This window comes from Kosakonia sp. HypNH10, from assembly GCF_029850615.1.
Lineage (GTDB): Bacteria > Pseudomonadota > Gammaproteobacteria > Enterobacterales > Enterobacteriaceae > Kosakonia > Kosakonia cowanii.
This window is the reverse complement of the sequence record NZ_JAOTIU010000005.1, coordinates 158,882-178,945: the sequence shown is the minus strand read 5'-3', so window position 1 is coordinate 178,945 and position 20,064 is coordinate 158,882. Positions and strand designations below refer to the sequence as shown.

Here is a 20,064-nt window from a genome sequence, read left to right as displayed (position 1 = left end):
TCACCCGTGCCAGCAGACGGGCACACTAGGGAAAATCGCTATCACGGGGCTTATTGATGAAACACGCTGCCTTACTTCTGCTGTTACTGCCTGGCGTCGCCTGCGCCGACTGGACGGCGGCCGGTTTTCCCGCGTTAACTGACGACGGCACCGGCGTCTGGCGCAGCCAGGCAACGCTGAAAAAGGGTGAGATGCCCGTTACCGTGCAGCAAGGCGACGCGTGCTGGCAGCCTGCCGGTGCCATCAAGCTCAATCAGATGCTGTCGCTGGTGCCGTGCAGCGCCAGCGCGCCGCAGTGGCGTATCTTCCGCGACGGCGACTATCAGTTGCAGCTTGATACCCGCTCCGGCACGCCGACGCTGTTAATCAGCGTAAAAGCCCCGGCAGAGAAGCAAGCGGTGGTGGCGCGCCAGTGCCCGGTGCGCAGCGATAAACCGCTGACCATTCCGGTTGGCGACACCTTCCCGGAAGGCAGCGAAGTGCGGGATTTCTACAGCCAGCAAACCGCAACGGTGCGCGAGGGCAAAATCACGCTGCTGCCAGCGAAAGAGAGCAACGGCCTGCTGCTGCTTGAGCCAGCGCAGACGCGCGGCGCGGCACCGTTTCAGTGGCATAACGCCACGGTCTACTTCGTGCTGACCGACCGCTATGTCAACGGCGATCCCGCCAATGACAACAGTTACGGGCGGCACAAAGATGGCATGCAGGAGATTGGCACCTTTCACGGCGGCGACCTGAAGGGGCTGACCAGCAAGCTCGACTATTTGCAGCAGCTTGGCGTAAACGCCCTGTGGATCAGCTCACCGCTAGAGCAGATCCACGGCTGGGTCGGCGGCGGCACCAAAGGGGATTTCCCCCACTATGCCTACCACGGTTACTACACGCTCGACTGGACGCGCCTCGACGCCAATATGGGCGATGAAAACGATCTGCGCACGCTGGTTGATGAAGCGCACCGCCGCGGCATCCGCGTGCTGTTTGATGTGGTGATGAACCACACCGGCTACGCAACGCTTGCGGATATGCAGACCTACCAGTTCGGCGCGCTCTACCTGAAAGAGGAGGAGCGCAAAAAAATCCTCGGCGAGCACTGGACCGACTGGAAACCCGCCGCCGGGCAAACCTGGCACAGCTTCAATGATTACATCAACTTCAGCGATAAAACCGCCTGGCAAAACTGGTGGGGCAAAAAGTGGATCCGCACCGATATTGGCGATTACGACAACCCCGGTTTCGACGATTTGACGATGTCGCTGGCCTTCCTGCCGGATCTGAAAACCGAATCGAAAGAGCCTTCCGGGCTGCCGCTCTTTTATCGCCATAAACCGGACACCGCCGCGCGCGAGATTGCCGGTTACACGCCGCGCGACTACCTGACCCACTGGCTGAGCCAGTGGGTGCGCGACTACGGCATTGATGGTTTTCGCGTTGATACAGCCAAACACGTTGAGCTGGAGGCCTGGCAGCAATTAAAAACCCAGGCTACGGCGGCGCTGGCAGAGTGGAAACAGGCCAATCCGCAGAAGAAAATCGACGATGCGCCCTTCTGGATGACCGGCGAATCCTGGGGGCACGGCGTGATGCAGAGCGCTTACTATCAGCACGGTTTCGATGCGATGATCAACTTCGACTACCAGCAGCAGGCCGCAGATGCCGCCAGTTGCCTGGCGAATATGGACAGCGTCTGGCAAGAGATGGCGGAGAAGCTGCAAAGCTTTAATGTGCTGAGCTATCTCTCTTCCCACGATACCCGCCTGTTCCGCGAAGGCGGTGCGCAGTCGGCAGAGCTGTTGCTGCTCGCCCCCGGTGCGGTTCAGATCTTCTACGGCGACGAATCCGATCGCCCCTTTGGCCCGACGGGTTCGGATCCGCTACAGGGCACGCGATCGGAGATGAACTGGCAGGATCTTGATGGTAAAGCCGCCGCCAGCCTGCGCCACTGGCAGACGCTCGGGCAGTTCCGCGCGCGCCATCCGGCGCTGGGCAGCGGTAAGCAAACATCGCTTGCGTTGCCGCAGGGTTACGGCTTTGTACGCACCCAGGGCGAGGATAAAGTGATGGTCGTCTGGGCCGGGCGGGCGCAGCAGAATTAATACCAGAAGATTGTGCTGATAAAGCACACTTGTTAAGAGCAAACGTCGATAAACTGCGGCGAAGGGAGATTTGCACCTCGCGGGTGAGAGCGTTATGGTTAGCCACTTTCACCCGCAGCCCGACAGAGCAGTAGCGATGACATTTTCACTTTTCGGCGACAAATTTACCCGACATTCAGGCATTACGCGTCTGATGGAGGATCTTAACGACGGTTTACGCACCCCTGGCGCTATCATGCTCGGCGGTGGCAACCCGGCAAAAATCCCGGCGATGACCGACTACTTCCAGCAGCTACTTTCACAGATGCTGGAGAGCGGCAGCGCCACGGATGCCCTGTGTAATTACGATGGTCCGCAGGGAAAAACCGAGCTTCTGACGGCGCTGGCCGCGATGCTGCGTGAAGAGTTAGGTTGGGATATTGAACCGCAGAACATTGCACTGACAAACGGCAGCCAGAGCGCGTTTTTCTATTTGTTTAACCTCTTTGCTGGCCGCCGCGCCGACGGCAGCACGCGCAAAGTGCTCTTCCCGCTGGCGCCCGAGTATATCGGCTACGCCGACGCCGGGCTGGAAGAGGATCTCTTCGTCTCCACGCGACCCAATATTGAGCTGCTGCCGGAAGGGCAGTTTAAGTACCACGTCGATTTCGAGCACCTGCATATCGGTGAAGAGACGGGGATGATCTGCGTCTCGCGCCCGACCAACCCGACCGGTAACGTCATCACCGATGAGGAGCTGATGAAGCTGGACGTGCTGGCCAATCAGCACAATATCCCGCTGGTGATTGATAACGCCTACGGCGTCCCCTTCCCCGGCATAATCTTCAGCGAAGCGCGCCCGCTGTGGAACCCGAATATCATTCTCTGCATGAGCCTGTCGAAGCTGGGCCTGCCGGGTAGCCGCTGCGGCATCATTATCGCCAATGACAAAGTGATCTCTGCCATTCGCAATATGAACGGCATTATCAGCCTCTCACCGGGCGGCATTGGCCCGGCGATGATGTGCGAGATGATTAAGCGCAAAGACCTGCTGCGCCTCTCAAATGAGGTGATTAAGCCCTTTTACTACCAGCGCGTGCAGGAGACCATCGCCACGCTGCGCCGTTATCTGCCGCCGGAGCGCTGCCTGATCCATAAACCGGAAGGGGCGATTTTCCTCTGGCTGTGGTTTAAAGATCTGCCGATCAGCACCGAGCTTTTGTACCAGCGCCTGAAAAAACGCGGCGTGTTGATGGTGCCGGGAGACTACTTCTTCCCCGGCCTCGATAAGCCGTGGCCGCACACCCATCAATGCATGCGCATGAACTATGTGCCGGAGCCAGAGCTTATCGAAGCGGGCGTTAAAATCCTCGCCGAAGAGGTGGAGCGCGCATGGCAGGAGCACAGCGCCTGACAACGGTTTACGCGGGCAGGCTTTTTAGCCGCGCTTCGCGTAACCGCGCCGGATCGACACAACTCAGCGCGCTCGTCGGGCAGGCCTCAACGCAGGCTGGCCCGCCGTCGCGGTGCTGACAGAGATCGCATTTCAGCGCCTGTAACGGCGCTGAAGTTACCTCCATTGCGCCAAACGGGCAGGCGATCATGCAGCTTTTGCAGCCAATACAGCGCGACTGCTCCACCACCACTGCGCCCTGCGCGCGGTAAATGGCACCGACCGGGCAGGCTCTGGCGCAGGGCACCTCTTCACAGTGATGACAGGTAACTGCCGTGGAGAAATCGCCGGTTTTGACCACGCGAATGCGTGAAGAGAAACGGGCGGGATTAAGGCCCGAACAATCCTGATCCTGCTGGTGCGACACCGCGCAGGCCACTTCGCAGGTGCGGCAGCCGATGCATTTTGCCGCATCGGCGATGATAAATCGGTTCACGCGTCCTCCCGCCTGAGGCTGAAAAGAGCGAGAGTGCCAGAAAAAACCGCCTGCGCGCTTTGATCGCACCCGGCAGATCGGCACATTTATCCCCAGGCGAAGTGCCTTAACCCTTCTCGTTAATAAAGAGCGCCTTGTCGCGCAGAATATGGTCGTTGCCCCGGCGGCGGGTAAAACCAATGCGATCGAAGTACTCGAGGATCTGAATCGCCAGCTTGCGCCCGACATTAAGCTGGTCGCGAAAATCCGCCGCGCTGGTGGAGCCGCGCCCCTGATCGAGATCGCGGATCATGCTGGCGAAGGTGACAATGCGATCGTTGCGGTAGTAGCGGTCTTTGACGATGGCGGTGATCAGCCCCTGCTGCGCCGCCTGGCGCAATACGCCGCGCATCACCTGCTCATCAACCCCCGTTTCACGCGCCAAATCACGCACCCACCAGGGTTCATCACCGAATAGCGGCGCGGCTTTCTGCCACAGCTGCGCCTGCTCATTGTTAAAGCCCGCTTTATGCTCCGGCAGATGCAGCCAGCCGTGATGGCTCTGGATATCGCCGCTCTCGCGCATACGCTCAATCAGCGTTAAGACCAGCGCTTCATCCTCCATCGGCAGCGCCATGCGACGCAAACGTTCCCGGCCGGGGCCGGGTTCGTCATGGTGCTGCTGATGGTAGGTCGCCAGCGTCTCCAGCAGCTTGCGCTGCCAGCGGGCGGCTATCGGCGCATCGAGCAGGTTATTACCGGCCCGAATAAAACAGGGGTTCTCCAGCAGTGCATTCAGGCCGCTGGTGCTGAGCTGACGCGCCCAGCCAAAGGCGGTGAGATCCACCGCGCCGCGCGACAGGTGCGCGCTGAGCGCCTGCGCATCATCTTCAGCACGCGCAAGGTCGGCTATCCACGCCAGGTAATCTGCTTTGCGCTTGCCGCGCCGCGGCGAGTTCAGCGTCACCACGCGAGCGCCCGCAAGCGTAGTGCGCGCGGAGATATCGCGCAGCACCAGCCGGTCGTTATCTGCCAGCCACAGCGGCGTATCCAGCACCAGCTCGGCTAAGCCATCCTCCAGCAGCGAGACGCGCCCGGTGACATGGCTGGCGGCGTGATGGATATGCAGCGGCTGCCACTGGGTGAGCGGCGTATGGCTATGAAGGGCAACGATCGCCCGCTCCGTTGGCGCAGGCGGCTGTTGCGACAGCAGCCAGTCGCCGCGACTGAGCGCCTCTTTTTCCGCATCACCGGCAATATTCAGTGCAATGCGCTGCCCGGCGTGAGCATGTTCAACGGGTTGATTCTGCGCATGCAGACCGCGCACGCGCATCGGCTTATTAACGCCGGTGAGCCACAGCGTATCGCCGATACGGACATCGCCGGAGAGCGCCGTGCCGGTAACCACCAGCCCTACTCCCTTCACCGTAAAGGCGCGATCCAGCGCCAGCCGGAAGCGCTGATGCTCCGGATGCGCCCGCTCCGGCAGCTGCAACAGGTGCGCGCGCAGCGCATCAATGCCGCGCATTTCGGCGGCAGCGGTGACAAACAGCGTCGCCTGCGGGTAGCCAAACGCCCGTAAGGTCTGCTCCACCTCTTCGCGCACCTCGGCGATGCGCGTGTCGTCGACGCGGTCGGCTTTAGTGAGCGCGACGGTGAGCGCCGGGTTGCCGGTCAGTTGCAAAATGGCCAGGTGTTCACGGGTCTGCGCCATCACGCCATCGTCGCAGGCCACCACCAGCAGCGCGTGATCGATACCGCCGACGCCCGCCAGCATATTACTGAGGAATTTTTCATGCCCCGGCACATCAATAAAGCCCGGCACGCGGCCATCCGGCTGCGGCCAGTAGGCGTAGCCCAGATCGATGGTCATGCCGCGCCGCTTCTCTTCCGGCAGGCGGTCGGCATTGACGCCGGTAATGGCTTCGATCAGGGTGGTTTTGCCGTGGTCGACATGCCCGGCAGTGGCAATAATCATTTCAGCAATATCTCCAGCAAGCGGGATTCATCATCAAGACAGCGGCAATCGAGCCACAGACGGCCCTCATAGATACGGCCAATCACCGGCTGCGGCAGCGCGCGCCACTGCGTTGCCAGCGCTTCCAGCCGACGGCCGCTGCCGTCATGCGGGGTAAATGTCAGCGCCGCGCCCGGCAGCCGCTCGACGGGCAGCGATCCGCTGCCGATTTGCGACAGACAGGGCTCGACGCGCAGCGCAAACTCGCTGTAGCGGGCGGTAAGCGCGTCGCATAAGCGCTGGGCCTGGTCGCGGATCTCCGCCTCTGGGCGGGTGAGATAGCGCAGCGTCGGCAGGTTTTGCGTCAGTTTTTCCGGGTGCAGATAGAGGCGCAACGTCGCTTCCAGCGCCGCGAGGGTCATTTTATCCGCCCGTAGCGCGCGTTTCAGCGGGTGGTGCTGAAGCTGTTCAATCAACGCTTTTTTACCGACGATAATCCCCGCCTGCGGCCCACCGAGCAGCTTATCGCCGGAGAAACTCACCAGGCTGACGCCCGCAGCGATCAGCGCCTGCGGCATCGGCTCTTTTGGTAAACCGTAGAGGCTTAAATCGACCAGCGAGCCGCTGCCGAGATCGACAATTACCGGCAGATCGGCTTCCTGCGCCAGTTCCACCAGCTCGGCTTCCTCCACCGCTTTGGTAAAGCCTGCAATATGGTAGTTACTGGTGTGGACTTTCATCAGCGACGCGGTATTGGCATTGATTGCCTGGCGGTAATCTTTGGCGTGGGTGCGGTTGGTGGTACCCACTTCATGCAAAATGCAGCCCGCCTGACGCATCACATCGGGAATACGAAACGCGCCGCCAATCTCCACCAGCTCGCCGCGCGATACCACCACTTCGCCACCGGCTGACGTTGCCGCCAGCATCAGCAGCACCGCTGCGGCATTGTTGTTGACGATGCAGGCATCTTCCGCGCCCGTTAACTGGCAGAGCAGCGCCGCAATCGCGCGATCGCGATGGCCGCGTCCGGCACCGTCGAGATCGTACTCCAGCGTTACCGCCGAGCCCATCGCCGTGGTCACCGCATCAATGGCCGCCTGCGACTGCACCGCGCGCCCGAGATTGGTATGCAGCACCGTGCCGCTGAGATTAAACACCGAACGCAGCGCGCCACTGTTTTCCTGCTCCAGGTGCTGTAACGCGGCCTGCGCCCAGTTTTCACACCAGGCGGGCAAGCGCCGGGCGTCACGGATCTCTGCGCGCGCTTCATCCTGCAAATGACGCAGGGTTTGCGTGACGCGGCTATGGCCATACGTGGTTAACAGCGATGCGAACGCCTCATCACGTAACAGGCGATCGGTCGAAGGAATCTGGCTGTAAAGAGTTGTCATGAAAAGGCCCGGCTGTGGAGTTACCCCTCCCGTCAGGGGTGTTGACGTGAGGGGGATTGTACAGCGATTTTCTCAGGCGGGCATAACACGGATCACGCCTTGGGCGGTTCCGTACGGGCAAAGCTTTCACGCTGGAAGAGATTTTCCACCAGCTTCACCAGTAACGGGCGATTGACGTTCCAGCCCGGCGAGACGCGGCGGAAGTTGAGGTAGCTGATGGCGCAGGCAATCGCGATGGTTGCAAGGTTAAGCGTATCGACGGCGAGTTCGCCCTCTTGCAGACACTTCTCCAGCGCATCCAGACCGCGAGAGACTTTTTCCCGCTGGCGCAGTAGCTCCGCCTGCGACTGCTGCTCTACCGGGCGGGCTAATTCACGCACCGAGACCAGCGCAGCGTCCATAATGCCGTCGGCCAGCGCTTCCAGCTGGCGGATTTTCAGCGCTGCCTTAGCATCGTCCGGCAGCATCGGCGGCTCTGCACCCAGCAGGTCAATGTATTGCGCAATGATCGGCGAGTCGTACCACACTTCTCCCTCATCGGTGACCAGCGCCGGTACTTTGCCGAGCGGATTGTAGTGACCGACGCCGCTCTCGGCGCTGTAGGGCTGCTCATTGATAAATTCAAAGGTGATGCCTTTTTCCAGCAGTATGACGGAGATTTTGCGTACAAACGGGCTGGTATAGCTGCCGATCAGTTTCATTGCCGTGTCCTTTTGAAATTTGCCGCAGGGATAAAAAAGAGTGTACGTCACGTGCCGGGGTTGTACAGCGAACCTCCTTACATCGCAGGTCAATAACAAAATAGTCCTTTTCACCCAGGCTGGAACGGCAAGCGGCTAAAACCAGGAATCTCATCCAGAAAAAAAGAGCCTCTCTTAAAGCATAAAAGGCGCGCGTTGCGTTCATCACCGTGTCAATTTCTTACTCCAGCATCATTACCGCCTGAATGATGAAAGGGAGTTACATCTTTGGGCTGATGAAAAGGCGCACTTTGCGGTCGATCACGTTCGGAATTTTCCGAGGAAAATATCTTGTGACTTATGTCACAAATTAATAACAAACATCCGGCAAACAAATGTGACGCAACTCACATTTAATGCCCGATGCCGCACAAATTCTGCGCGCTGTTCTTTTTTTACACTCATTTTTTGTGACGAAAATCACTGTTAATGGTGGATAACCCCCGGCCTCAGCGTGATCAAGATCACATAAAAGTGTGTCATCTGGACAGGTTAACGATTCGGTGCCAGATTCCGCATCACAGACAATTCAGGTCCGGCTACCTCTGCCGCCACATTAACAATAAACCTCGGGCTTCCGGCCTGTGCGCTAGCAAACATAAGAAGGGGTGTTCTATGTCATCCGATATCAAGATCAAGGTGCAAAGCTTTGGTCGTTTCCTGAGCAATATGGTGATGCCGAATATCGGCGCCTTTATCGCGTGGGGGATTATCACCGCGCTGTTTATACCGACGGGATGGTTACCTAACGAGACGCTGGCGAAACTCGTCGGCCCGATGATTACCTACCTGCTGCCGCTGCTGATCGGTTTTACCGGCGGTCGCCTGGTGGGTGGCGATCGTGGTGGCGTGGTGGGTGCTATCACTACCATGGGTGTGATCGTGGGCGCGGATATGCCGATGTTCCTCGGCGCGATGATTGCAGGCCCGCTGGGCGGCTACTGCATCAAGAAATTTGACGCGGCCGTCGACGGTAAGATCAAGTCCGGTTTCGAAATGCTGGTGAACAACTTCTCCGCTGGCATCATCGGGATGATCCTCGCCATTCTGGCGTTCCTGGCGATTGGCCCGGCGGTGGAAGTGCTCTCTAAAGCGCTCGCCGCAGGCGTGCACTTTATGGTGATTCACGACATGTTGCCGCTGGCCTCTATCTTCGTTGAGCCGGCGAAAATCCTGTTCCTTAACAACGCCATCAACCACGGTATCTTCTCGCCGCTGGGTATTCAGCAGTCCCATGAGATCGGCAAGTCCATCTTCTTCCTGATTGAAGCGAACCCGGGCCCGGGTATGGGTATCCTGCTGGCGTATATGTTCTTCGGTCGCGGCAGCGCGAAGCAGTCTGCGGGCGGCGCGGCGATTATTCACTTCCTCGGCGGGATCCATGAGATTTACTTCCCGTACGTGCTGATGAACCCGCGTCTGCTGATTGCGGTGATCCTCGGCGGTATGACCGGCGTCTTTACGCTGAGCGTGCTGAACGGCGGCCTGGTCTCTCCGGCTTCTCCTGGCTCTATCCTCGCGGTGCTGGCGATGACGCCAAAAGGTGCCTACTTCGCTAACCTCGCGGCGATTTTCGCAGCCATGATTGTCTCCTTCGTTATCGCGGCAATCCTGCTGAAAACCAGCAAAGTGAAAGAGGAAGAGGACGATATCGAAGCGGCAACCCGCCGTATGCAGGATATGAAAGCTGAGTCCAAAGGCGCTGCTACTGCGCAGGGGACAAAAGATGTCACTAACGATCTGAGCCACGTGCGCAAAATCATCGTCGCATGTGATGCCGGGATGGGCTCCAGCGCCATGGGCGCAGGCGTGCTGCGTAAGAAAGTGCAGGATGCGGGCCTGACCAACATCTCTGTTACCAACAGTGCGATTAACAGCCTGCCGTCCGATGTCGATCTGGTGATTACGCACCGCGACCTGACCGAGCGCGCCATGCGCCAGGCACCGCAAGCGCAGCATATCTCGCTGACCAACTTCCTCGACAGCGGCCTGTACACCGGCCTGACCGAGCGTCTTGCGGCCGCCCAACGCCACACGACTAACGAAGCGAAGGTTAACAGCAGCCTGCAGGACAGCTTTGATACCTCCAACAGCCATCTGTTTAAGCTGGGCGCGGAGAATATCTTCCTCGGCTGTAGCGCCACGCAGAAAGAAGAGGCGATCCGCTTTGCCGGTGAGCAGCTGGTCAAAGGCGGCTATGTGCAGCCTGAATATATTGACGCGATGCTGGAACGTGAAAAAATGACCCCAACCTATCTGGGCCAGTCTATTGCAGTTCCGCACGGCACGGTGGAAGCGAAAGATCGCGTCCTGAAAACCGGCGTGGTCTTCTGTCAGTATCCGCAGGGCGTGCGCTTCGGTGAAGAAGAGGATGAGATTGCGCATCTGGTGATCGGTATTGCCGCACGTAATAACGAACACATTCAGGTGATTACCAGCCTGACCACTGCGCTGGATGATGAGACGATTGTCGAACGTCTCACGCACACCACAAGCGTTGAGGAAGTACTGGCATTGCTGAACCAGTAATCCGCTCCACGTTCTCTCCTCTTCGGAGGAGAGGGCTTGGGTGAGGAGAAGCCGCTGACGTTCCTCACCCCAGCCCTCTCGGGTAAAAACATTGATAAAGGGTCATTCTATGAAAGCATTACATTTTGGCGCAGGTAATATCGGACGTGGCTTTATCGGCAAGTTGTTGGCCGACGCGGGGATTGAACTGACGTTCGCCGATGTTAATCAGGTGGTTCTGGACGCCCTCAACGCCCGTCATAGCTATCAGGTTCACGTAGTGGGTGAACAAGAGCAGGTGGATACCGTCTCTGGCGTCAATGCGGTGAGCAGCATCGGCGATGAGGTTGTCGACCTGATTGCGCAGGTGGATTTAGTCACCACCGCCGTTGGCCCGGTCGTGCTGGAGCGCATCGCCCCGGCAGTTGCCAAAGGGCTGGTAAAACGTAAGGCGCAGGGCATCGATACGCCGCTGAACATTATCGCCTGTGAAAATATGGTGCGCGGCACCAGCCAGCTGAAAGGGCATGTTTTCGCCCAGCTGGCAGAAGAGGATAAAGCCTGGGTTGAAGCGCATGTCGGCTTCGTCGACTCTGCCGTTGACCGCATTGTTCCCCCTTCCGCGTCTGCCAACAACGATCCGCTGGAAGTGACCGTCGAGACCTTCAGCGAGTGGATTGTCGACAAAACCCAGTTTAAGGGCGCGCTGCCGACCATTCCGGGGATGGAGCTGACCGACAATTTGATGGCCTTTGTTGAGCGCAAGCTCTTCACGCTGAATACCGGGCATGCTATAACCGCCTACCTTGGAAAACAGACCGGTCATCAAACTATTCGCGACGCAATCCTTGATGAGAAAATTCGTGCCGTGGTGAAAGGCGCGATGGAAGAGAGCGGCGCGGTGCTGATCAAGCGTTATGGCTTCGATGCGGATAAGCACGCGGCCTATATTCAGAAAATCCTGGGTCGTTTTGAGAACCCCTATCTGAAAGACGATGTCGAGCGCGTAGGGCGTCAACCGCTGCGTAAACTGAGCGCGGGCGACCGTCTGATTAAACCGCTGCTCGGCACGCTGGAGTACAACCTGCCGCACGCCAACCTGGTGCAAGGGATCGCCGCCGCGATGCACTATCGCAGCGAAGAGGATCCGCAGGCGCAGGAGCTGGCTCAGCTTATTGCTGAGAAAGGCCCGCAGGCGGCACTGGCGCAGGTTTCCGGCCTCGACGCCGACAGCCCGGTGGTACACGAAGCCGTTAACGCTTATCAAACCCAGGCATGATGCCGATATTGGCGCGGGAGACCCCGCGCCAGCTAACGAAGTTGTCAGATATGCAGGCAATAATGGAACACACCCAGGCTTTCGAAAACCGTGTACTCGAGCGTCTGAATGCGGGAAAAACCGTGCGCAGTTTTTTGATTGCCGCCGTTGAGTTACTCAATGAAGCGATCAATATCCTCGTGCTACAGGTGTTTCGCAAAGATGACTACGCGGTGAAATATGCCGTCGAGCCGCTGCTGGACGGCGACGGTCCGCTGGGCAATTTGTCTGTGCGTTTGAAGCTGATTTACGGCCTCGGGGTTATCTCGCGGGCCGAGTATGAAGATGCCGAGCTGCTGATGGCATTGCGCGAAGAGCTGAACCACGATGGCACGGAGTACGCCTTCACCGATGATGAGATCCTCGGGCCGTTTGGCGAACTGCACTGCGTCGCCGCCCTGCCGCCGCAGCCCGTCTTTGATACCAGCGATGCAGATTTTTTCGCCATGCAAAAACAGCGTTATCAGCAGGTGGTGCGCTCCACCATGGTGCTTTCGCTCACCGAGCTGATCTCACGGATCAGCTTAAAAAAAGCATTCCAGAAGTAATCCCCTCCTGAAGTGTTGTATCCTTGCACTTTGTTCCTGAAGAAAATGCCTATCATGAAAGAAGTCGAAAAAAACGAAATTAAGCGTCTGAGCGACCGTCTCGACGCGATCCGCCACCAGCAGGCGGAGCTCTCTCTGGTTGACGCGGCTGAGAAGTACGCCGAACTGGAAAAAGAGAAGACCACGCTGGAGACCGAAATCGCCCGCCTGCGCGACCAATACAGCCAGAAGCTGAGTAAAGAGGCGCAGAAACTGACGCAAATGCGTTTCAGCCGCCCGATTACCAAGAAAGAGCAGGCTGACCTCGGCAAGCTGAAAAAAAGCGTGCGCGGGATTGTCGTGGTTCACCCGATGACGGCGCTGGGCCGTGAAATGGGTCTCGACGCGATGACCGGTTTCGCCAACACCGAGTTCTGACAGCTTCTCTCCGCCCCGCCTCCCTTGAGCGCGCGGGCGGCCTTAATTGGCCCTACCAATTCCCTCTGCTTTTTCTCCGCGCTTCACAGTTCCACTAAATGCCTTCACAGCCTGATTGCCACGCCGCAACATTTGGATAACCATTCGTTATCACAAACCCTACACAACCGCATTGGCAGGACCACTTTTACAAAACCTGTGAGACAGAGCTAAGCAGAGACTTATCGCTCGCGGTTTTGCTGTGGTTCTCAGGAGACCTGCATGACGCTCTGGCAACAGAACTATGACCCGGCTGGTAATCTCTGGCTTTCCAGCCTCATCGCATCGCTTCCGATCCTGTTCTTCTTTTTCGCGCTGATAAAGCTGAAGCTCAAAGGCTATGTTGCGGCAAGCTGGACCGTCGCCATCGCCCTTGCCGTTGCGCTGCTGTTCTACAAAATGCCGGTGGATCGTGCGCTGGCGTCGGTGGTGTACGGCTTTTTCTACGGTCTGTGGCCCATTGCGTGGATCATTATCGCCGCCGTCTTTGTCTATAAGATCTCCGTCAAAACCGGTCAGTTCGACATTATTCGCTCGTCGATTCTCTCCATTACGCCAGACCAGCGTTTGCAGATGCTGATTGTCGGCTTCTCGTTTGGCGCGTTTCTGGAAGGGGCCGCCGGGTTTGGCGCGCCGGTGGCGATCACCGCCGCCCTGCTGGTGGGGCTGGGCTTTAACCCACTCTATGCCGCCGGGCTGTGCCTGATCGTCAACACCGCGCCGGTGGCCTTCGGTGCGATGGGCATTCCGATTCTGGTTGCCGGCCAGGTGACCGGGCTGGACAGCTTCGAAATCGGCCAGATGGTGGGGCGCCAGCTCCCCTTCCTGACCATTATTGTGCTCTTCTGGATCATGGCGATTATGGATGGCTGGCGCGGGGTGAAAGAGACCTGGCCTGCGGTGATGGTTGCCGGTGGGTCGTTCGCCATTGCGCAGTATCTCAGCTCTAACTTTATCGGCCCGGAGCTGCCGGACATCATCTCCTCGCTGGTGTCGCTGGTCTGCCTGACGCTGTTCCTCAAACGCTGGAAGCCGGTGCGCATTTTCCGCTTTGGCGATATGGGCGCATCGCAGGTCGATCTCGATCTATCCCGCACGAAATACAGCGCCGGGCAGATCCTGCGCGCCTGGTCGCCGTTCCTGTTCCTGACCGCGACCGTGACGCTGTGGAGCGTTCCACCCTTCAAAGCGCTCTTTGCGCCGGGCGGCGCGCTCTACGACTGGGTGTTTAATATCTCTGTGCCGCACCTTGATAAGCTGGTGGCGCGCATGCCGCCGGTGGTGAACGCCGCCACGCCGTATGCGGCGGTCTATAAGTTTGACTGGTTCTCTGCCACCGGCACCGCCATTCTCTTTGCGGCAATCCTCTCGATTGTGTGGCTGAAGATGAAACCGAAGGATGCCATCACCACTTTTGCCGGTACGCTGAAAGAGCTGGCGCTGCCTATCTACTCTATCGGCATGGTGCTGGCTTTCGCCTTTATCTCCAACTACTCGGGCCTGTCGTCGACGCTGGCATTAGCGCTGGCACACACCGGCAGTGCGTTTACCTTTTTCTCGCCGTTCCTGGGCTGGCTGGGGGTCTTTTTGACCGGCTCCGACACCTCATCAAACGCGCTGTTTGCCGCGCTGCAAGCCACCGCCGCACAGCAGATTGGCGTCTCGGATGTGCTGATGGTGGCGGCTAACACCACCGGCGGCGTCACCGGCAAGATGATCTCGCCGCAGTCCATTGCTATCGCCTGTGCGGCGGTGGGACTGGTGGGCAAAGAGTCCGATCTCTTCCGCTTTACCGTCAAACACAGCCTGATATTCACCTGCATGGTCGGCGTGATCACCACCTTGCAGGCTTATGTGCTGACCTGGATGATCCCATGAACCTATTACCCAGACGCCTGGCAGACGAGGTCGCCGACCGCGTACGGGCGTTAATTGCAGAACAACAGCTGGAAGCGGGCATGAAGTTGCCCGCCGAGCGCCAGCTTGCCGTGCAGCTTGGCGTATCACGCAACTCCTTACGCGAAGCGCTGGCAATGCTGGTCAGCGAAGGCGTGCTGCTGAGCCGCCGCGGCGGCGGAACCTTTGTACGCTGGCAGCATGAGGCCTGGTCGGAGCAGAACATCGTCCAGCCGCTGAAAACGCTGCTCAATGACGACCCCGATTACAGCTTTGATATTCTCGAAGCCCGCCACGCTATTGAGGCCAGCACCGCCTGGCATGCGGCGATGCGCGCCACCGAAGCGGATAAAGAGAAAATCGTGCTCTGCTTTGAGGCGTCGCAATCCGATGATCCGGATCTCGCCTCGCAGGCGGATGTGCGTTTCCATCTGGCGATCGCCGAAGCCTCGCACAATGTGGTGCTGCTGCAAACCATGCGCGGTTTCTTCGACCTATTGCAATCCTCGGTCAAGCAGAGCCGCCAGCGGATGTACCTTGTTCCGCCGGTTTTCGCCCGGCTTACGGAGCAACACCGCACGGTAATGAATGCCATTCTTGCGGGCGATGCCGAGGGAGCGCGTCAGGCGATGATGGCGCACCTCGCTTTCGTCCACACCACGATTCGCCAGTTTGACGAAGACCGGGCCCGCCAGGCGCGCATTACCCGCCTGCCCGACGAGCAACTGATTCATTTAAGGGAGAAAAAAGCATGATTATTTCCGCAGCCAGCGACTATCGCGCCGCGGCAAAACGCATTCTGCCGCCGTTCCTGTTTCACTATATCGACGGTGGCGCTTACGCCGAATATACCCTGCGCCGCAACGTCGAGGATTTATCGCAGGTCGCGCTCCGCCAGCGGGTGCTGAAGAATATGTCCGACCTGAGCCTTGAGACCACGCTGTTCAATGAAAAGCTCTCAATGCCGGTCGCGCTGGCACCCGTCGGGCTGTGCGGTATGTATGCCCGTCGCGGCGAAGTGCAGGCTGCCGGGGCGGCAGATGCCAAAGGCATCCCCTTTACCCTGTCGACCGTCTCCGTCTGCCCGATTGAAGAGGTTGCGCCAACCATTAAGCGCCCGATGTGGTTCCAGCTCTACGTGCTGCGCGATCGTGGCTTTATGCGTAATGCGCTGGAGCGGGCAAAGGCAGCGGGCTGTTCCACGCTGGTCTTTACCGTCGATATGCCGACCCCCGGCGCGCGTTATCGCGATGCGCACTCCGGGATGAGCGGGCCAAACGCCGCACTGCGCCGCTACTGGCAGTCGGTGATGCATCCGCAGTGGGCGTGGGATGTGGGCGTCAATGGTCGTCCTCACGATCTGGGCAATATCTCTGCCTATCTTGGTAAACCTACCGGGCTGGAGGATTATATTGGCTGGCTGGCGAACAACTTTGATCCTTCCATCTCCTGGAAAGACCTGGAGTGGATCCGTGAATTCTGGGATGGCCCGATGGTGATCAAAGGGATCCTCGACCCGGAAGATGCCCGCGACGCGGTGCGTTTTGGCGCGGATGGGATTGTCGTCTCTAACCACGGCGGTCGCCAGCTTGATGGCGTGCTCTCCTCGGCGCGCGCGCTTCCGGCCATTGCCGATGCGGTGAAAGGCGATATTGCCATTCTTGCGGATAGCGGGATTCGTAACGGCCTTGATGTGGTGCGGATGATTGCGCTCGGCGCAGACACCGTGCTGCTTGGCCGCGCCTATCTCTATGCGCTGGCGACACATGGCCGACAGGGGGTGGCTAACCTGCTGGATCTGATTGAAAAAGAGATGCGCGTGGCGATGACGCTGACCGGCGCGAAATCGATTCGCGAAATCAGCAAGGACTCGTTAGTGCAGGCGCAGAGCGAGATCCCCGCCGCGCTGGCACCGCTGTCGCACGGCGATGCGGCGTAGTAAAAAATGCTCTCCCCGCCCTGGGGAGAGTGCTATCCTGCCCCCGCTATTAAGGGGGCTGCATGCTGAACATTGTCTTATTTGAACCTGAGATCCCGCCCAATACCGGGAATATTATCCGCCTGTGCGCTAACACCGGCTTTCGTCTGCATATCATCGAGCCGATGGGCTTTACCTGGGACGATAAGCGCCTGCGCCGTGCAGGACTGGATTACCACGAATTCACCGCCGTGCAGCGTCATGCTGATTACGACGCCTTTATGGCCGCCGCTCAGCCTCAGCGCCTGTTTGCGCTGACCACCAAAGGGACGCCCGCGCACAGCGCCGTGTCGTTTGCCGATGGGGATTATTTAATGTTTGGCCCGGAAACCCGCGGCCTGCCCGCCACCATTCTTGACGCGCTGCCGCCGGAGCAGAAGATCCGTATTCCGATGATGCCGGACAGCCGCAGCATGAACCTTTCCAATGCGGTGTCGGTGGTGGTGTATGAAGCCTGGCGCCAGCTCGGTTATCCCGGCGCGGTGTTGCGCAGCTGATGAGGTAGTTGGTGTGGAATTGCCGGATGGCGGCTACGCCTTATCCGGCCTACGGGTAGCGGGTACGGGTAGCGAGCATCAACCTACCGCACTTCTGGCGTTATTGGCAAAAATAGTTGTAGGCCGGATAAGCGCAGCGCCATCCGGCATTTTTCAAATACCGTCGCCGTACTCAAACCCGTGATTGGCTCCATTAAAATGCTGATCCATATCCATCGCCGGCTTATCGCTCTCTGGCTTACCAACGATACGCGCCGGAACGCCTGCGGCGGTGGTGTGCGGCGGTACGGGTTGCAACACCACGGAGCCGGCACCGATTTTCGCGCCGCGCCCCACTTCGATATTGCCGAGGATCTTCGCCCCCGCGCCAATCATCACCCCTTCACGGATCTTCGGATGGCGATCGCCGCTGGTTTTGCCGGTCCCGCCGAGGGTAACCGACTGCAGAATCGACACGTCATCTTCGATAACCGCCGTTTCACCCACCACAATGCCGGTGGCGTGGTCGAGCATAATGCCGCGACCGATGGTCGCCGCCGGGTGAATATCAACCTGAAAACTGACTGAGACCTGGTTTTGCAGGAAAATCGCCAGCGCCTGTCGGCCCTGCGTCCACAGCCAGTGACCAATACGGTGCGCCTGCAGGGCGTGGAACCCTTTCAGATAGAGCAGCGGCGTTGAGTATTTATCCACCGCCGGGTCGCGGGTGCGCACGGCCTGAATATCACAGGCGGCGGAGGCGATCATCTCCGGGTCTGCGGCGTAGGCCTCTTCGACCACTTCGCGAATGGCGATGGCGGGCATGATGGGCGACGCCAGCTTGTTCGCCAGCATATAGCTCAGGGCACTGCCGAGGTTTTCATGCTTGAGTAAGGTTGCGTGATAAAAACTGGCCAGCATCGGTTCACAGTCCGCCAGCGCGCGCGCTTCGGCTTTGATATTTTTCCAGACCAGATCCAGTTCTTCACACGGCATTGCTTACTCCAGACGAAATAAAAGCAAGGCCGGACTCAGCCAGCCTTGACGTGATAGTGATGAGAATCCCTGCGATTAGCCGCTTATTGCTCATCCTTGCGGGCGCGGCCCAACAGCGTTAATGCTGCCTCGCGCGCATTTTTTCCGCAATACAATACCTGATAAATTTCCTCGGTTATTGGCATTTCGACGCCAAACCGGTGCGCCAGCGCGCGCACTTCTTTGGTATTGCGATAGCCCTCAACCACCTGGCCTATCTTCTCCTGCGCGCCTTCGACATCCATGCCCTGACCGAGCATCATGCCAAAACGGCGGTTACGCGACTGATTGTCGGTACAGGTCAGCACCAGATCGCCCAGCCCCGCCATGCCCATAAAGGTGGCAGGATCGGCACCCAGCGCTGCGCCAAGCCGCGACATCTCCGTCAGACCGCGCGTGATAAGCGCCGTGCGCGCATTCGCGCCAAAGCCGATGCCATCAGACATGCCCGCGCCAATCGCAATCACGTTTTTCACCGCGCCGCCAAGCTGCACGCCAATGAAGTCCGGGTTGCTGTAGACGCGAAGGCTCTTGCCGCAGTGCAGCAGCTGCTGAAGATCGTCGGCAAACTGCGGGTCGGTGGAGGCTAAAGAGATTGCCGTCGGCATTCCCGCCGCCAGCTCTTTGGCGAACGTCGGACCTGAGATCACCGCCAGCGGAATAGAGGAGCCTAAGACTTCACGCGCCACGTCCTGTAACAGACGCCCGGTTTCCGCCTCCAGCCCTTTTGTCGCCCAGACAATGCGCGCATCGCTACGCATCAGCGGTTTGATCTGCGCCAGCACCTCACCAAAGACATGGCTTGGCACCACGACCAGAATGTCGCGGCTGGCGGCCAGCGCGCGGGCAAGGTCGCTCTCAAGCTCAAGGGTATCGGGGAAAGGCACATCGGGCAGGAACGCCACGTTGCAACGGTCGCGTTGCAGCGTCGCGATATGTTTTGGGTCATGGCCCCAGAGCACAACCTGGTGGCCATTTCTTGCCAGCGTGATGGCAAGAGCGGTGCCGTAAGAGCCGGCACCGATCACAGTCATTGCAGCATTAAGTGCGTTCATCAGGCATCCTGATGTTGTTCGGCACCTTCGCCAGTCTGCTGTTGCAGGTAGTTCATGAACAGCGCATCAAAGTTGACCGGTGCAAGGTTCAGTTGCGGGAATGTACCGCGGGAAACCAGGCTGGTGATGCATTCACGGGCATACGGGAACAGGATGTTCGGGCAGTATGCGCCCAGGCAGTGCGCCATCTGGGTGCCTTCGATACCGTCGATAGAGAAGATGCCACCCTGCTGTACTTCGCACAGGAAGCCGGTCTCTTCGCCCAGTGAGGCGGTTACGGTTACGCGCAGAACCACTTCATACACGCCGTCCGCCAGCTGCGTTGACGCGGTGTCGAGGTCCAGTTTGACTTCCGGCTGCCACTCTTTCTGAAAGATGTGCGGCGCATTCGGCGCTTCGAAAGAGATATCTTTCGTGTAGATACGCTGAATCTGGAAAGTCATTTCGGTGTTGTTTAGCTCAGACATGAATAAGTAACCCTTAAGTGTTGTAGTGCTTAGAAAGCATTAACCTAACAGCGGATCCAATCCGCCACGCGCATCCAGCGCAAATAAATCGTCGCAGCCGCCGATATGCTGTGCATCAATAAAGATCTGCGGAACCGTGGTACGGCCACTACGTTGAATCATCTCTTCACGTTTTACCATGTCGCCGTCGATCGGCAGCTCGGCAAAATCAACGCCTTTGCTGCTCAGCAGCGCTTTTGCGCGGTGGCAAAACGGGCAGGTTGCTTTGGTGTAGATCTCAATATTGGCCATATCTC

The 20,064-nt window shown here is 58.8% G+C and carries 18 protein-coding genes; 10 read left to right on the top strand and 8 right to left on the bottom strand.

The features are described 5' to 3' along the window. Positions 1-56 precede the first annotated feature (56 nt). Complete coding sequence (locus N7V53_RS16080; RefSeq protein WP_279793990.1) at positions 57-2,093, top strand: alpha-amylase; 2,037 nt, start codon at positions 57-59, stop codon at positions 2,091-2,093. Between the two features lie 94 nt (positions 2,094-2,187). Beyond that, positions 2,188-3,486: a valine--pyruvate transaminase gene (gene avtA, locus N7V53_RS16075; RefSeq protein ID WP_042718646.1), complete on the top strand. Its 1,299-nt coding sequence runs from the start codon at positions 2,188-2,190 to the stop codon at positions 3,484-3,486. A gap of 7 nt (positions 3,487-3,493) precedes the next feature. Here the strand turns inward: avtA and N7V53_RS16070 are convergent, their stop codons facing one another. The 4 genes from N7V53_RS16070 to N7V53_RS16055 form a co-directional block, all read right to left on the bottom strand. Then, positions 3,494-3,961 carry a 4Fe-4S dicluster domain-containing protein gene (locus N7V53_RS16070; RefSeq protein WP_279793989.1) on the bottom strand — a complete coding sequence of 156 codons (468 nt, stop codon included), beginning with the start codon at positions 3,959-3,961 and terminating at the stop codon, positions 3,494-3,496. A 106-nt stretch (positions 3,962-4,067) separates the two neighbouring features. Then, positions 4,068-5,918: a selenocysteine-specific translation elongation factor gene (gene selB, locus N7V53_RS16065; protein ID WP_279793988.1), complete on the bottom strand. Its 1,851-nt coding sequence runs from the start codon at positions 5,916-5,918 to the stop codon at positions 4,068-4,070. After that, a complete protein-coding gene (gene selA / locus N7V53_RS16060) occupies positions 5,915-7,291 on the bottom strand; it encodes an L-seryl-tRNA(Sec) selenium transferase (RefSeq protein WP_279793987.1) in 1,377 nt (458 codons plus the stop codon). The genes selB and selA overlap by 4 nt, the downstream gene beginning before the upstream one ends. A gap of 92 nt (positions 7,292-7,383) precedes the next feature. Then, on the bottom strand, positions 7,384-7,992 hold the full coding sequence (locus N7V53_RS16055) for a glutathione S-transferase (protein WP_279793986.1): 609 nt from the start codon (positions 7,990-7,992) through the stop codon (positions 7,384-7,386). Between the two features lie 654 nt (positions 7,993-8,646). Here N7V53_RS16055 and N7V53_RS16050 point away from each other — a divergent pair. The 8 genes from N7V53_RS16050 (at position 8,647) to trmL (ending at position 17,232) form a co-directional block, all read left to right on the top strand. Further along, on the top strand, positions 8,647-10,560 hold the full coding sequence (locus N7V53_RS16050) for a PTS mannitol transporter subunit IICBA (RefSeq protein ID WP_279793985.1): 1,914 nt from the start codon (positions 8,647-8,649) through the stop codon (positions 10,558-10,560). 94 nt (positions 10,561-10,654) lie between these two features. Beyond that, the gene (gene mtlD / locus N7V53_RS16045) at positions 10,655-11,818 is read left to right on the top strand and encodes a mannitol-1-phosphate 5-dehydrogenase (RefSeq protein ID WP_124971199.1); all 1,164 of its coding nucleotides are present in this window, start codon (positions 10,655-10,657) and stop codon (positions 11,816-11,818) included. Next, positions 11,818-12,405, top strand: coding sequence for a mannitol operon repressor MtlR (gene mtlR / locus N7V53_RS16040; RefSeq protein WP_094193208.1), 588 nt, complete (start codon positions 11,818-11,820; stop codon positions 12,403-12,405). Before mtlD ends, mtlR begins: the two co-directional genes overlap by 1 nt. 54 nt (positions 12,406-12,459) lie before the next feature. Continuing rightward, complete coding sequence (locus N7V53_RS16035) at positions 12,460-12,822, top strand: YibL family ribosome-associated protein (protein WP_124967007.1); 363 nt, start codon at positions 12,460-12,462, stop codon at positions 12,820-12,822. Positions 12,823-13,083: 261 nt separating this feature from the next. Beyond that, entirely contained in the window at positions 13,084-14,739 is a 1,656-nt protein-coding gene (lldP, locus tag N7V53_RS16030) for an L-lactate permease (RefSeq protein WP_124967006.1), read from the top strand. Beyond that, complete coding sequence (gene lldR / locus N7V53_RS16025) at positions 14,736-15,512, top strand: transcriptional regulator LldR (protein ID WP_279793984.1); 777 nt, start codon at positions 14,736-14,738, stop codon at positions 15,510-15,512. Before lldP ends, lldR begins: the two co-directional genes overlap by 4 nt. After that, the gene (gene lldD, locus N7V53_RS16020) at positions 15,509-16,696 is read left to right on the top strand and encodes an FMN-dependent L-lactate dehydrogenase LldD (protein WP_279793983.1); all 1,188 of its coding nucleotides are present in this window, start codon (positions 15,509-15,511) and stop codon (positions 16,694-16,696) included. Before lldR ends, lldD begins: the two co-directional genes overlap by 4 nt. 62 nt (positions 16,697-16,758) lie before the next feature. Further along, positions 16,759-17,232, top strand: coding sequence for a tRNA (uridine(34)/cytosine(34)/5-carboxymethylaminomethyluridine(34)-2'-O)-methyltransferase TrmL (gene trmL / locus N7V53_RS16015; protein WP_042718666.1), 474 nt, complete (start codon positions 16,759-16,761; stop codon positions 17,230-17,232). 153 nt (positions 17,233-17,385) lie between these two features. On the opposite strand, the gene cysE is transcribed toward trmL, so the two are convergent. The 4 genes from cysE to grxC all read right to left on the bottom strand — a co-directional run bounded on the left by cysE (position 17,386) and on the right by grxC (position 20,059). Beyond that, positions 17,386-18,207, bottom strand: coding sequence for a serine O-acetyltransferase (gene cysE, locus N7V53_RS16010; RefSeq protein ID WP_042718667.1), 822 nt, complete (start codon positions 18,205-18,207; stop codon positions 17,386-17,388). Positions 18,208-18,290: 83 nt separating this feature from the next. Next, positions 18,291-19,301: an NAD(P)H-dependent glycerol-3-phosphate dehydrogenase gene (gene gpsA / locus N7V53_RS16005; protein WP_042718668.1), complete on the bottom strand. Its 1,011-nt coding sequence runs from the start codon at positions 19,299-19,301 to the stop codon at positions 18,291-18,293. Beyond that, positions 19,301-19,768 carry a protein-export chaperone SecB gene (gene secB / locus N7V53_RS16000; protein ID WP_042718670.1) on the bottom strand — a complete coding sequence of 156 codons (468 nt, stop codon included), beginning with the start codon at positions 19,766-19,768 and terminating at the stop codon, positions 19,301-19,303. The genes gpsA and secB overlap by 1 nt, the downstream gene beginning before the upstream one ends. Positions 19,769-19,807: 39 nt before the next feature. After that, positions 19,808-20,059: a glutaredoxin 3 gene (gene grxC / locus N7V53_RS15995; RefSeq protein WP_054802704.1), complete on the bottom strand. Its 252-nt coding sequence runs from the start codon at positions 20,057-20,059 to the stop codon at positions 19,808-19,810. Positions 20,060-20,064: the final 5 nt, after the last annotated feature.

What these genes read in the sequence shown, in the direction of transcription:
- grxC (WP_054802704.1), bottom strand. Translation starts at nt 20,059, where the DNA reads ATGGCCAATATTGAGATCTACACCAAAGCAACCTGCCCGTTTTGCCAC.
- lldP (WP_124967006.1), top strand. Translation starts at nt 13,084, where the DNA reads ATGACGCTCTGGCAACAGAACTATGACCCGGCTGGTAATCTCTGGCTT.
- selA (WP_279793987.1), bottom strand. Translation starts at nt 7,291, where the DNA reads ATGACAACTCTTTACAGCCAGATTCCTTCGACCGATCGCCTGTTACGT.
- N7V53_RS16035 (WP_124967007.1), top strand. Translation starts at nt 12,460, where the DNA reads ATGAAAGAAGTCGAAAAAAACGAAATTAAGCGTCTGAGCGACCGTCTC.
- secB (WP_042718670.1), bottom strand. Translation starts at nt 19,768, where the DNA reads ATGTCTGAGCTAAACAACACCGAAATGACTTTCCAGATTCAGCGTATC.
- selB (WP_279793988.1), bottom strand. Translation starts at nt 5,918, where the DNA reads ATGATTATTGCCACTGCCGGGCATGTCGACCACGGCAAAACCACCCTG.
- cysE (WP_042718667.1), bottom strand. Translation starts at nt 18,207, where the DNA reads ATGCCGTGTGAAGAACTGGATCTGGTCTGGAAAAATATCAAAGCCGAA.
- lldR (WP_279793984.1), top strand. Translation starts at nt 14,736, where the DNA reads ATGAACCTATTACCCAGACGCCTGGCAGACGAGGTCGCCGACCGCGTA.
- trmL (WP_042718666.1), top strand. Translation starts at nt 16,759, where the DNA reads ATGCTGAACATTGTCTTATTTGAACCTGAGATCCCGCCCAATACCGGG.
- mtlR (WP_094193208.1), top strand. Translation starts at nt 11,818, where the DNA reads ATGCCGATATTGGCGCGGGAGACCCCGCGCCAGCTAACGAAGTTGTCA.
- N7V53_RS16050 (WP_279793985.1), top strand. Translation starts at nt 8,647, where the DNA reads ATGTCATCCGATATCAAGATCAAGGTGCAAAGCTTTGGTCGTTTCCTG.
- gpsA (WP_042718668.1), bottom strand. Translation starts at nt 19,301, where the DNA reads ATGAACGCACTTAATGCTGCAATGACTGTGATCGGTGCCGGCTCTTAC.
- N7V53_RS16080 (WP_279793990.1), top strand. Translation starts at nt 57, where the DNA reads ATGAAACACGCTGCCTTACTTCTGCTGTTACTGCCTGGCGTCGCCTGC.
- N7V53_RS16055 (WP_279793986.1), bottom strand. Translation starts at nt 7,992, where the DNA reads ATGAAACTGATCGGCAGCTATACCAGCCCGTTTGTACGCAAAATCTCC.
- lldD (WP_279793983.1), top strand. Translation starts at nt 15,509, where the DNA reads ATGATTATTTCCGCAGCCAGCGACTATCGCGCCGCGGCAAAACGCATT.
- avtA (WP_042718646.1), top strand. Translation starts at nt 2,188, where the DNA reads ATGGTTAGCCACTTTCACCCGCAGCCCGACAGAGCAGTAGCGATGACA.